This is a genomic window from Cellulomonas humilata (genome assembly GCF_013359775.1).
GTDB lineage: Bacteria > Actinomycetota > Actinomycetes > Actinomycetales > Cellulomonadaceae > Cellulomonas > Cellulomonas humilata.
On record NZ_JABMCI010000056.1, the window covers coordinates 12,113 to 24,980 of the forward strand.

Consider the following 12,868-nt stretch of genomic DNA (forward strand, 5'->3'; position numbering starts at 1 on the left):
GCACCGCTCAGCAGGTGCAGCGGTCCGGGCGCCACTCGTCGCGGACCAGGGCCAGGGCCTCGTCGCCGATCGGGTTGACGCCCGGCCCGGCCGCGAGCGCGTGCCCCACCAGCACGTGCAGGCACTTCACGCGCGTCGGCATGCCCCCCGCCGAGATGCCCGCGATCTCCTCCACGTGCCCGAGCGCCTCGCGGTCCACCAGGTAGGCGTCGTGCGCGCGCCGGTAGGCCGCCGCCAGCTCCTCGTCCTCGGCCAGCCGCGCCGTGAGCTCCTTCATGAGCCCGCCGGCCTCCAGCGTGCTCACGGCCGCGACCGCGGGCGGGCAGGTGAGGTAGTAGGTGGTCGGGAAGGGGGTGCCGTCGTCGAGCCGCGGGGCGGTGCGGACCACGAGCGGACGCCCGCAGACGCACCTCGCCGCGATGCCGACGACGCCGCGCGGCGGCCGGCCCAGCTGCTCGGCGAGGACCGACAGGTCCAGGTCGGTGACGGCGTCCAGCGGGGTGGGGGTCACAGCAGCGATCCGTTCGTGCGGGGGTGGGTCAGCCGCCCGCGGGCGGGGCGGGCGTCCCATTGTCGCCCGCGACCGGCGTCTGCCCCGCCACCTCGACCGACTCCCAGACGTTCGCGTACCAGGGCAGCGTCGAGCCGGCGTCGAGGACCGGCGCGGAGCCGTCGGTGGCCGGCGGGGTGTCGGGGACGGTCTCGGGGTCGACGACGCGGAAGGCCTTCTCGCCCGGCAGCACGAACGAGAGCCGCTCGCGCGCCTGGGCCGCGACGTACGCGGGGTCGTCCCAGCGCCGCAGGTCGGCCTCGAGGTCGTCGTTGCGCTGCCGGGCGGACTCCACCTGGCTGCGGAGCTGGTCCACCTCGACGCGCTGCTGGAGGTACGAGTGCAGGGTCGGGTACACCAGCACGAACGCCAGCAGGAGCACGCACGAGAACACCATCGCGCGCACCGTGAACAGTCGGGGCACGCGGATCTGCACCCGCTCGGCGCGGGGGGTGCCGCGCGGCGGCGTCGCGGTTCCCCGGGTGGCCGGACGGGAGGCGCCGGGCCGCGACGAGGACGGTCGGGCCGACGAGGACGGCGTCGGACCGACGCGCGGCGTGGCACCCGACCGGGGGCCCGACGAGCGTGGCACTGCCGGTCGGCCGGTGGTGTTCCCGCGCGGCACGTTCGCCGCCGGGGTGGTGGCCCCGGGCCGCGGGGTCGCCGCGCGCCGACCCGGGGCGCTCGGGGACGCCGGGCGTCGGGGGGCGGACATGGCGTCGATTCTGCCCCGGACCGTCCCGACCTGGGCGGAGGTCGCTCCCCGTGGCGCGCCGAAGGCCGGCCACCCGTGCAGGATGACCGGCCTTCGAGGGTCGAGCGTCAGGCCGTGAACCGCGGGAAGGCGGAGCGACCGGCGTAGCGTGCGGCGTCGTCCAGCTCCTCCTCGATGCGGAGCAGCTGGTTGTACTTGTTGATGCGCTCGCCACGGGCGGGGGCACCGGTCTTGATCTGGCCGGCGTTCGTGGCCACCGACAGGTCGGCGATCGTGGTGTCCTCGGTCTCGCCGGAGCGGTGCGAGGTCATCGTGGTGAAGCCGCTGCGCTGGGCCAGCTCGACGGCGTCGAACGTCTCCGTCAGCGTGCCGATCTGGTTGAGCTTGACCAGCAGCGAGTTGGCGGCCTTGAGCTCGATGCCCTTGCGCAGACGCTCGGGGTTGGTGACGAACAGGTCGTCGCCGACGATCTGCACCTTGTCGCCGATGGTGGCGACCAGGTGGGACCAGCCCTCCCACTCGTCCTCGGACAGCGGGTCCTCGATGGAGACCAGCGGGTAGTCCTTCACCAGCTGCTCGTAGTAGGCGGACATCTCCTCGTTCGACAGGGACTTGCCCTCGAACTGGTAGGCGCCGTCCTTGAAGAACTCGGTCGCGGCGACGTCGAGCGCGAGGCCCAGGTCGACGCCCGGCGTGAAGCCGGCCTTCTCGATGGCGATGAGGATGAGGTCGAGCGCCTCACGGTTGCTGCCCAGGCTGGGGGCGAAGCCGCCCTCGTCGCCGAGGCCGGTGGACAGGCCCTTGCTCTTCAGCACGGACTTGAGCGAGTGGTAGACCTCGACGCCGGTGCGCAGCGCCTCGCGGTACGTGGCCGCACCGATGGGGGCGACCATGAACTCCTGGATGTCGACGTTGGAGTCGGCGTGCGACCCACCGTTGAGGATGTTCATCATCGGGACCGGCAGCACGTGCGCGTTCGGGCCACCGAGGTAGCGGAACAGCGGCAGGTCGGCCGAGTCGGCGGCGGCCTTGGCCACGGCGAGCGAGACGCCGAGGATCGCGTTGGCGCCGAGCTTGCCCTTGTTGGCCGTGCCGTCGAGGTCGATCAGCGCGGCGTCGACGAGGCGCTGCTCGGTGGCCTCGAAGCCGATGAGCTCGGGCGCGATCTCGTCGATGACGGCGGCAACGGCATCCTCGACGCCCTTGCCCAGGTAGCGGGTCGCGTCGCCGTCACGGCGCTCGACGGCCTCGAAGGCGCCGGTCGAGGCACCCGAGGGGACGGCCGCACGGGCGATGGTGCCGTCGTCGAGAGCGACCTCGACCTCGACAGTGGGGTTGCCGCGCGAGTCCAAGATCTCGCGGGCGCCGACGGCCTCGATGCTGGCCATGGGTGCTCCTTCTGAAGCGGGTGGGTTTACGACCTCACCCTAGTGGCGTCCCCGAACGGCCGCCCTAGGCCCTTCGACTGGTGGGACGGGAGTGGTCAGAGCGCCAGCATGATGTGCTCGACCTGGTCCTTGGCGTCGCCGAACAGCATCGACGTGTTGTCGCGGAAGAACAGCGGGTTCTGCACGCCCGCGTAGCCCGTGGCCATCGACCGCTTGAACACGATGACGCGCGCGGCCTTCCACACCTCGAGCACCGGCATGCCGGCGATCGGGGAGGACGGGTCGTCGAGCGCCGCCGGGTTCACCGTGTCGTTGGCGCCGATCACCAGGACGACGTCGGTCTCCGCCAGGTCGCCGTTGATCTCGTCCATCTCCAGCACGATGTCGTACGGCACCTTGGCCTCGGCCAGCAGCACGTTCATGTGCCCGGGCAGCCGGCCCGCGACGGGGTGCACCCCGAACCGCACGTCGACGCCGCGCGCCCGCAGCTTGGCCGTCAGCTCAGCCACGGGGTACTGCGCCTTGGCCACGGCCATGCCGTACCCGGGCGTGATGACGACCGTGCGGGCCTCGGTGAGCAGCTCCGCCGCCTCGGGGGCCTTGATCTCGTGGTACTCCCCCAGGTCGACGTCGGACGCCACCACGGTGCCGCCCTCGGCCCCGTACCCGCCGAGGATCACACTGATGAACGACCGGTTCATGGCCGTGCACATGAGGTAGGACAGGATCGCACCGGAGGAGCCGACCAGGGCGCCCGTGACGATCAGCAGGTCGTTGCTGAGCATGAAGCCCGCCGCGGCGGCCGCCCACCCGGAGTACGAGTTGAGCATCGAGACGACCACGGGCATGTCCCCGCCGCCGATCGAGGCCACCAGGTGCCACCCGAGCAGGAGCGCGACGGCGGTCATGAGCAGCAGCGGCAGCACGGCACCGGTGCCCAGGAACCAGGCCATCAGCCCGCCGGAGACCACCACCATGCCGAGGTTCAGCCAGTTGCGGCCCGGGAGCATCAGCGGCGCCGAGCTGATCCGGGTGGAGAGCTTGAGGAACGCGACGATCGACCCGGTGAACGTCACGGCGCCGATGAGGACGCCGAGGAACACCTCGACCAGGTGCGCGGGGTCCGCGGGCTCGGTGAGGAACGAGTTGTACCCGACGAGCACGGCCGCGAGACCGACGAACGAGTGCAGGATCGCGATGAGCTCGGGCATCTGCGTCATCTCGACACGGCGCGCCTGCCAGGTACCCACCGTGGAGCCGACGAGGAACACCACGAGGATGAGCACCGCGGTCACCTCGACCGGACGCTCGGAGCGCTCCAGGGCGAGCGCGACGGTCGCGGCGAGTGCCAGGGCCATGCCCACCATGCCGGCGAGGTTGCCGCGGCGGGCGGTCTCCTGCTTGGACAGGCCCGCGAGGCTGAGGATGAACAGGACGGCGGCGCCGAGGTAGACGGCCTGGGCCAGGGAGGTCAGCACGGGTTCAGGCGTCCTTCCGGAACATACGGATCATGCGGTTGGCGACGAGGAACCCGCCGAACACGTTGATGCTGGCGACCGCGGCGGCGACGACCGCGAGGACCGTCACCAGCCAGCTGTCGTCGCCGATCTGGAGCAGCGCGCCGACCAGGATGATCCCGGAGATGGCGTTGGTCTGGGCCATCAGCGGCGTGTGCAGCGAGTGGCTGACGTTGGAGATGACGTAGTAGCCGACGATCACCGCGAGCACGAACACGGAGAAGTGGCCGAGGAAGGCCGCCGGCGCGAACGAGATCCCCAGCAGGACCACGACCGCGAGGAGCGCGAGGACCACCGACCGGCGCTGCCGCCGACGGGCCTTGTCCTCCAGCGCGGCGGCCTCGGCCTGCGCGCGCTCCTCCGGCGTCGGCCCGGCGACCGCGGCCGGCGCGGCCGACACCTGCACCGGAGGCGGCGGCCAGAGCACCTCGCCGTCGTGCGTCACGGCCATGCCGCGCTGCACCGGGTCGTCGAGGTCGAGCACCAGCTGCCCGTCCTTGCCCGGGGTGAGCAGCTGGACCAGGTGCACGATGTTGGTGCCGAACAGCTGGGACGTGTGCTGCGGCATCCGGCTGGTCAGGTCGGTGTACCCGACGACGGTCACGCCGTTCTCGGTCACCACGGCCTGCCCCGGGACGGTGACCTCGCAGTTGCCGCCGCCGGACGCGGCCAGGTCGATGATCACGCTGCCCGGTCGCATCCCGGCGACCATGGCCGCGGTGATCGTGGTCGGCGCCTGCCCCCGCACCAGCGCGGTGGTGATGACGATGTCGGCGTCGGCCGTCTCCGCGGTGTACATCTGCGCGGTCAGCAGCTCCTGCTCCTGCGTCAGCGCGCTCGCGTACCCGTCGGAGCTGACCGCCTGCTGCGCGGCCTCGGCCTGCACGAACGTGGCGCCCATCGACTCGATCTGCTCGCCGACCTCGGGCCGCACGTCGAACGCGCGGACACGGGCACCCATGCTGCCCGCGGCGCCGATCGCGGCCAGCCCGGCCACCCCGGCCCCGATGACGAAGACCCGAGCGGGCGGCGTCTTGCCGGCCGCGGTGACCTGCCCGGTGAACATGCCACCGAACACCTCGGCGGCCTCGACGACCGCGCGGTAGCCCGCGACGTTCGACATGGTGCTCAGCACGTCGAGCGCCTGCGCTCGCGAGATGCGGGGCACGGCGTCGAGCGCCAGCGCGGTCACGCCCTGCGCGTGCAGGCTCTCGACCAGGGCCGGTGCCGCCGCGGGCGCGAGCATGGCGACGAGCGTGGCGCCCGGGCTCAGGGACGCGACCTCGGCCTCCGTCGGCGGGTTCACCTTGGCGACCACGTCGCTGGACCAGACGTCGGCCGCGTCGCCGACCGTCGCGCCCGCGGCCTCGTACGTCTCGGCGCGGAACGTGGCGGCATCGCCCGCGCCCCGCTGCACGACGACCTCGTACCCGAGGCCGACCAGCTGGGCGACCGTCTTGGGAGTCGCCGCGACCAGCCGCTCGCCGGCTCGGCTCTCGGTGGGGATACCGATGCGCATCGCTGCGGTCCTCCGTCGGATCGTCGTAGTGGCCTGTCGCCGGGGAGCGACGGGCCGCGCCCATCATGGCGGCCACGGGCAGGCTATGGGGTCCGACGGACTCCCGGCAAGCGCTTTCCTTCCGCCGGTCGGACGATCCGTCGAAACCTCATATCAAACCGGCGGGGCAATCTCCCCGGCCCGAAGGTCCTGTTCCCACGCGGCAGCCGCCTGCCGGAGGGCGCCCTCGGCGTCCACGCCCGCGGCATCCGCCTCGAGGACGAGCGCGAGCAGCCGCTCGCCGACGCCGTCGCCCGCGGGCACCCGCGCCGCGAGTCCTGCACGCCGCGCCCGCCCGGCGATCTTCTGCGCACGGGCCAAGGCGCCGAGCGCCAGCGGGATCCCGTCGAGCGCCGACCCGCGCTCTTTCTCCGCGTTCTTCAGCCGGTCCCACTGCACGTGCACGTCGCCCTCGATCGGGGCGTCCTCGAACACGTGCGGGTGCCGGCGCACCAGCTTGGCGACGAGATCGGCAGCGACGTCGTCGACGTCGAACGGGTCGGTCGGGTGCTCCGTCGCGATGCGCGCGTGGAACACCACCTGGAGGAGCAGGTCACCCAGCTCCTCGCGCAGACCGGGGCGGTCCCCCGTCTCGATCGCCTCCGCCAGCTCGTGGGCCTCCTCGAGCGCGTAGGGCACCAGCGACTCGTGCGTCTGCTGGGCGTCCCAGGGGCAGCCGCCTGGTGAGCGCAGCCGGTCCATCACGCCCACGAGGGCGCGCAGGGCGTCCTGCTGCGGGTCCGTCACGAGGCCGAGGGGCTCGGCTCCGGCGTCGGCTCTGTGGACCCCTCGTCGGCCGCCGGAGCCTGGGGTGCGACCAGCCACGGGACCGCGACGGGCGCGGCCACCTGGTTGCCGTCCTGCAGCGAGCCGAACCGCGGGTTGACCTCCACGTCGAGCTCCCGCAGCCGCGTGTCGATCTCCTGGCCGATGCCCTCGGTCTCGGGGAGGCCCTGAAGGTTGGTGTAGGCGATCGAGTAGCGGGCGAGGGCCAGGGACGGGTCCGTGAACGTGGCGGTGGCGCCCTGCACCTTCTGCTGGACCACCTGGGCGAGCAGGGCCTCGGCGTCCTCGTCGGAGACCCCGACACCCTTCTCGGCCGCGAGCTCCACGACAGTCGGCTCCTGCACGAGGACCGCGAGGACGTTGGTGGTCGTCACGCCCTCGAACCACGGCTCCAGCTCGTCGAGCGCGGCGCGCACGTCCGCGGTGGGGATCGCCGTGCCGTCGACCACAGCGGCGGCCCCGGGCTGCCCGGCGCACCCCGCCAGACCGGCCGTCGTCGTGAGCGCGACAAGCACACCCGCTGCCCGCGCTCCCGCACGCCACTGCACCGCCACCTGAGACCTCCTGCGTCGTCGCTCGTCGATCGGGGTCATCGTAGGGCCCCCAGCCAGGTGCGGGCGCGAACGGGTGAAACGCACCCGTACGTCACCCGCGGACCTCGATCGGGCGCGGGGAGCGCAGGTACGATCCGTCCCATTCGCGGCTTTTCCACCAGCTGCCGCGGCATCCGGGGAGGTCACGCGTGACGAGTGCACCGTCGACCGCCTCGAGCCTCGGGGTCTCCCGGCACGGCCGCTACGAGCACATCGACGCGCTGCGTGCCGTGGCCGTCCTGCTCGTCGTGGTGGCGCACGCCGGCCTGGGTGCCGTGGTGCCCGGCGGCAGCGGCGTGACGATCTTCTTCGCCATCTCCGGCTTCATCATCACCCACATCCTGCTGGTCGAGCGGGAGCGCACCGGCCGGTTCTCGCTCTCCGACTTCTACCTGCGACGCCTCCTGAAGCTGGCACCGCCGTTCCTGCTGATCATCGCCATCCCGACGCTGATCTACGCCCTGTGGCGGCCCATCGACTGGGGTGCGTTCGGGTCGCAGGTGTTCTTCGCGTTCAACTGGGTCTACATGCAGGGGCCGGCGCTGGTGCTGCCCGGCTCGGCGGTGGTGTGGAGCCTCGCGATCGAGGAGCAGTTCTACATCGCGTTCGCCCTGATCTGGCTCTGCGCGGGCCTGCTCCGGCGCCGGCTCGTCTTCCTCACGGCCATCGCGCTCACCACGGTCGTCGGCGCGCTGGTGCTCCGCCTCGTCATCGTCGCCGGCACCACCCCCGAGCTCGCCCACCGCCGCATCTACTACGGCACCGACACTCGGGTCGACGGCATCGCGTGCGGCATCCTCGCCGCCGTCGTCTTCGCGCTCCTGCGCCAGCAGCAGGTGGGCCCGCGACTGCGCGCGGCGATCGGGAGCACCTGGGTCCCCGTGGCCGCCGCGGTCCTCTACCTCGCCTCGCTCACCATCCGGGACCCGTGGTTCCGGGAGACGTTCCGGTACACGTTCCAGGCCGTCGCCACCGCGGCCGTCATCCTGTACGGCCTCGAGCGCCAGGACGGGCGGTTCCGGCAGGTGTTCGGTGCGGTCGTCGGCGCGCGGCCGGTGCAGATCATCGGGCTGGCCAGCTACAGCATCTACCTCGTGCACCTGGTGGCCGGGCACGCGCTGCGTCCGCTGACGCAGGGGTGGCCGTTCCCGGCGCGCTTCGTGCTCACGGCGTCGGTCGGGGTGGCGCTCGGCGTCGCGGTCTGGCACTTCCTGGAGCGCCCCGTCGAGGCGTACAAGGCCGCGCTGATGGCCCGCCGTCGCCGGGCCCGAGCGCCGGAGCCGGCCGGCGAGCCGGTGCACGCCGCCTGAGCCGCTCCTAGCGGACAGTCCCCACCTTCGCGGCCGCGGCGACGTCCCCGCGCACGACCGCGTCGATGAACTGCCTCGCCCAGAGCATGACCTCGCGGCCCTGCACCGGCTTGCCGCCGATCCGTGCAGTCATCGGCCAGGGCACCAGCACCGTGCGCACCGTCGGCTTCAGCACCGATCCCGGGTAGAGGCGCTTGAGCCGCAGCTGCGCGGACTCGGGCAGCTCCACCGGCGCGAACCGGATGAACTTGCCCTGCGCTGTGACGTCCGACAGCCCGGCGTTGCGCACGTGCTGGCGGAACTCCGCCACCTCGAACAGGTTGTCGACGGCCGCGGGCACCGCGCCGTAGCGGTCCACCAGCTCGGCCCGGACCTCGCCGAGGGCCGCCGAGTCGGCCGCCGCCGCGATCTTCCGGTACGCCTCGAGCCGCAGGCGCTCGTGCGCGATGTAGTCGTGCGGGATGTGCGCGTCCACGGGCAGCTCGATGGTGACGTCCGGGACCTCCTCCTGCACGTCGCCGCGGAAGTTGGCCACCGCCTCGCCCACCATGCGGATGTACAGGTCGAAGCCGACACCCTCGATGTGCCCCGACTGCTCGCCCCCCAGCAGGTTGCCGGCGCCGCGGATCTCCAGGTCCTTCATCGCCACGGCCATGCCCGCGCCCAGGTCGGTGTTCGCCGCGATCGTCTGGAGGCGGTCGTGCGCGGTCTCCGTCAGCGGCTTCTCCGGCGGGTACAGGAAGTACGAGTACGCGCGCTCGCGCCCGCGGCCCACCCGCCCACGCAGCTGGTGCAGCTGCGAGAGGCCCAGCAGGTCCGCGCGCTCGAGGATGAGGGTGTTCGCGTTGGAGATGTCCAGGCCGGTCTCGACGATCGTCGTGCAGACCAGGACGTCGAACCTCTTCTCCCAGAAGTCGACGATCACCTGCTCCAGCTGGTGCTCGTTCATCTTCCCGTGCGCCACCGCCACCCGGGCCTCGGGCACCAGCTCCATCAGCCGCGACGCGGTCCGCTCGATCGAGTCCACCTTGTTGTGCACGTAGAACACCTGGCCCTCGCGCAGCAGCTCGCGGCGGATGGCCGCGCTGATCTGCTTCTCGTCGTACGCGCCGACGAACGTCAGGACCGGGTGCCGCTCCTCCGGCGGGGTGGCCAGCGTCGACATCTCGCGGATGCCCGTCACCGCCATCTCCAGGGTGCGCGGGATCGGGGTGGCGCTCATGGCCAGCACGTCCACGTTGGTGCGCAGCGCCTTGAGCGTCTCTTTGTGCTCCACGCCGAACCGCTGCTCCTCGTCGATCACCACCAGGCCCAGGTCCTTGAACCGCACCTCGCCCGTGATCAGCCGGTGCGTGCCGATGACCACGTCGACCGTCCCGTCGGACAGCCCGGCGACGACCTCCTTCGACTCCTTCGGCGACTGGAACCGGCTCAGCGCCTTCACCGTCACCGGGAACGCGCTGTACCGCTCGGAGAACGTGTCGAGGTGCTGCTGTACCAGGAGCGTCGTCGGTACCAGGATCGCCACCTGCTTGCCGTCCTGCACCGCCTTGAACGCGGCCCGCACCGCGATCTCGGTCTTGCCGTAGCCGACGTCGCCGCAGACCAGCCGGTCCATGGGGATCGGCTTCTCCATGTCGGCCTTGACCTCGTCGATCGTCGCGGCCTGGTCCGGGGTCTCCACGTACGCGAACGCGTCCTCGAGCTCTCGCTGCCAGGGGGTGTCCGCCGAGAACGCGTGCCCCGCCGTCGCCATGCGCGCCGAGTAGAGCCGGATGAGCTCCGCGGCGATCTCCTTGACCGCCTTCTTGGCGCGGCCCTTGGTCTTGGCCCAGTCGCCCCCGCCCATCTTGGACAGCGACGGCGCCTCGCCGCCCACGTACTTGGTGACCTGGTCCAGCTGGTCGCTGGGCACGTAGAGCCGGTCGCCCGGCTGGCCCCGCTTGCTGGACGCGTACTCGATCACCAGGTACTCGCGCGTCGCAGCGTTGGCGCCCGACCCGATGGTCCGCTGCACCAGCTCCACGAACCTGCCCACGCCGTGCTGCTCGTGCACCACGTAGTCGTGCGGGCGCAGCTGGAGGGGGTCCACCACGTTGCGGCGCCGGCTCGGCATCCGGCGCATGTCGCGGGTCGACGTGCCCGCGCGGCCGGTGAGGTCGGACTCGGAGAACACGGCGAGGTGCAGGGGCTCGGAGACGAAGCCGGGGCCGACGGGCGCGGGCACGACGAGGACGACGCCGCCCTCGGGCTCGTCGGTGATGGTGCCGACCAGCCGCGCGGGCACCTCGGCCGCGCGGAGCTGCTCGACCATGCGCTGCGCGGGGCCGTGCCCCTCGGTGGCCAGCACCAGGCGCCAGCCGGCCTGCTGGAGCAGTCGCACGTCGGCCACCGCGCGCGCGACCTCCCCGCGGTAGCGCTCGACGTCCCGCGCGGCGATCACCACGGTCTGCGCGGTCGCCGCCAGGTCGTCGGCCATGGCGCTCAGGTGCGGCGCCTCGTTGCGGGCGGCCGTGTGCCCGGTGCCGGTCTGCCCCTCGTAGAAGTCGTCGGGCTTGGCCGCCTCGGCGGCGTCGACGTCGAGGGAGAACGGTGACAGCGTCCACCAGCCGAGTCCCCGCACGGCCGCGAGCGCGCGGACCTCCGCGAACGAGGCGAAGCTCGCCGCCGACAGGTCCAGCGGCGTCGCCGCCCCGGCCGCGGCCGACGTCCACGCCGCCTCGAGGAACTCGTGCGTGGTGGCGACGAGGTCGTGCGCGCGCCGCCGGACGCGCTCCGGGTCGACGAGCACCAGCAGGCTGTCGTCCGGCACCAGGTCGAGCACGGGCACCATCGCCTCGACCAGCGCGGGCGCCAGCGACTCCATGCCCTCGACGGCGATGCCCTGCGCCAGCTTGTCCAGCATGTCGACCGCGCCCGGCAGCTGCGCGACCAGCTCGGTGGCGCGGGCACGCACGGCGTCGGTCAGCAGGATCTCCCGGCACGGCGGCGCCCACACGCCGTGGTCGGCCACCTCGAGGCTGCGCTGGTCGGCGATCGAGAACCAGCGGATCTCCTCGACGTCCTCGCCCCACAGCTCGACGCGCAGCGGGTGGTCCTCGGTGGGCGGGAAGACGTCGATGATCCCGCCGCGCACCGCGAACTCGCCGCGCTTCTCCACCATGTCCACTCGCGTGTAGGCCGCCGCGACCAGCTTCTCCGCCAGGTCGGCCAGGTCCACCCGGTCCCCCGTGCTGATCGACACGGGCACCAGCTCACCGAGCCCCTGGACCACCGGCTGCAGCATCGCCCGCACGGGGAGCACGAGGACGCGGACCGGGCCGGCGTGGCCCTCGGTCTCCGGGTGCGCGAGCCGACGGAACACGGCCAGCCGGCGGGCCACGGTGTCGCTGCGCGGGGACAGCCGCTCGTGCGGGAGCGTCTCCCACGACGGCAGGACCGCGACGTCGTCGGCGGGCAGGTAGCAGCGGACGGCGGCGGCCAGCTCGTCCGCGTCGCGGCCCGTGGCGGTGACGACGACGAGCGGGCGGCCCGACGCCAGCGCGGCGAGCAGCGGCGGCCGGACGCCCGCGGGACCGACCACGTCCAGCTCCCCGCGCGTGCGGACGTTCTCCACCGCGGCGGCGGCGGCCGGGTCGGCGAGCAGGGCGGGCAGGAGGCCGGTGAGGTCCATGAGGTCCTTCGTCGATCGGCGAGACACGCGCGGGCACGCCTGCGCACAGTCACAGGCAGCGCGAACGCCCCGATTCCTCAGAGGAGCCGGGGTGCGCGAGAAGTCTACGTCGCAGGTCCGACACCCACCGGTGCCGGAACCGTCAGACGGCTGCTGCCTCCGGCTCGCGACCCTCGAGGAGCTCGAGCGCCCGGCGCAGCTGCGTGGAGGACGTGTGCACGGTGTACGGGAAGTAGACGACGCGGACGCCGACCTCGGCCATGGACGCCTCGAGCGCCGCGCCCTGCGGGGTCCCCCGCCAGTCGTCGCCCTTGAAGATGACGTCGAACCGGACGTGGTCCCAGGCCTCGCGCTTGGAGCCCCAGACCTCCGCGACCGCCTCGTCGACGATCGAGAGCGCGGACACGACCTCGAGCCGCTCGGCCAGCGGGACCACGGGGTACTTTCCCTTGACCCGCGCGGCGTTCTCGTCGGAGACGACGCCGGCGATCAGGCGGTCGCAGTGCTGGCGGGCGTGCCGCAGGATGTTGAGGTGGCCCACGTGGAAGAGGTCGTAGACCCCGGGCGCATAACCGACGACCGTCATGTGCGTCCTCTCGCTCGACCCGACCGTGGTGCCGAGTCTAGGAAGTGACGTCCGAATTGTCCGCCCTTCTCCCCAAAAGTCACCCGCACGCCCGGCACCACCCGTTCGGGTACCGCTGAGCGGGCGAAATCTGCCGAGGGGTGCTAGTCGGATGTCCGCATTGGGGTACTTTCGACGTGCTTCCCCCGTCGG

The 12,868-nt window shown here is 72.5% G+C and carries 10 protein-coding genes; 1 reads left to right on the forward strand and 9 read right to left on the reverse strand.

Features of this window, described 5'->3' with window-relative positions; genetic code table 11:
* Window positions 1–7: 7 nt before the first annotated feature.
* The 7 genes from HP550_RS06225 to HP550_RS06255 all read right to left on the reverse strand — a co-directional run bounded on the left by HP550_RS06225 (window position 8) and on the right by HP550_RS06255 (window position 7,068).
* A complete protein-coding gene (locus HP550_RS06225) occupies window positions 8–511 on the reverse strand; it encodes a DUF501 domain-containing protein (protein WP_175346727.1) in 504 nt (167 codons plus the stop codon).
* 28 nt (window positions 512–539) lie between these two features.
* Complete coding sequence (locus tag HP550_RS22150; protein ID WP_246280619.1) at window positions 540–1,265, reverse strand: FtsB family cell division protein; 726 nt, start codon at window positions 1,263–1,265, stop codon at window positions 540–542.
* A gap of 107 nt (window positions 1,266–1,372) precedes the next feature.
* Window positions 1,373–2,653, reverse strand: coding sequence for a phosphopyruvate hydratase (eno, locus tag HP550_RS06235; protein WP_175346728.1), 1,281 nt, complete (start codon window positions 2,651–2,653; stop codon window positions 1,373–1,375).
* A 95-nt stretch (window positions 2,654–2,748) separates the two neighbouring features.
* A complete protein-coding gene (pntB, locus tag HP550_RS06240; protein WP_175346729.1) occupies window positions 2,749–4,131 on the reverse strand; it encodes a Re/Si-specific NAD(P)(+) transhydrogenase subunit beta in 1,383 nt (460 codons plus the stop codon).
* 4 nt (window positions 4,132–4,135) lie between these two features.
* On the reverse strand, window positions 4,136–5,689 hold the full coding sequence (locus HP550_RS06245) for a Re/Si-specific NAD(P)(+) transhydrogenase subunit alpha (protein WP_175346730.1): 1,554 nt from the start codon (window positions 5,687–5,689) through the stop codon (window positions 4,136–4,138).
* Between the two features lie 153 nt (window positions 5,690–5,842).
* The gene (locus HP550_RS06250) at window positions 5,843–6,475 is read right to left on the reverse strand and encodes a nucleoside triphosphate pyrophosphohydrolase (protein WP_343048011.1); all 633 of its coding nucleotides are present in this window, start codon (window positions 6,473–6,475) and stop codon (window positions 5,843–5,845) included.
* Complete coding sequence (locus HP550_RS06255) at window positions 6,472–7,068, reverse strand: hypothetical protein (RefSeq protein WP_175346731.1); 597 nt, start codon at window positions 7,066–7,068, stop codon at window positions 6,472–6,474. Before HP550_RS06255 ends, HP550_RS06250 begins: the two co-directional genes overlap by 4 nt.
* Before the next feature lie 188 nt (window positions 7,069–7,256).
* Between HP550_RS06255 and HP550_RS06260 the strand changes: the two genes are divergently transcribed.
* The gene (locus HP550_RS06260) at window positions 7,257–8,417 is read left to right on the forward strand and encodes an acyltransferase family protein (RefSeq protein WP_175346732.1); all 1,161 of its coding nucleotides are present in this window, start codon (window positions 7,257–7,259) and stop codon (window positions 8,415–8,417) included.
* Window positions 8,418–8,424: 7 nt separating this feature from the next.
* Here the strand turns inward: HP550_RS06260 and mfd are convergent, their stop codons facing one another.
* Together mfd and HP550_RS06270 are read right to left on the reverse strand one after the other, a co-directional pair.
* Window positions 8,425–12,090, reverse strand: coding sequence for a transcription-repair coupling factor (gene mfd, locus HP550_RS06265; protein ID WP_175346733.1), 3,666 nt, complete (start codon window positions 12,088–12,090; stop codon window positions 8,425–8,427).
* A gap of 142 nt (window positions 12,091–12,232) precedes the next feature.
* On the reverse strand, window positions 12,233–12,676 hold the full coding sequence (locus HP550_RS06270) for an FAD synthase family protein (RefSeq protein ID WP_175346734.1): 444 nt from the start codon (window positions 12,674–12,676) through the stop codon (window positions 12,233–12,235).
* Window positions 12,677–12,868 lie beyond the last annotated feature (192 nt).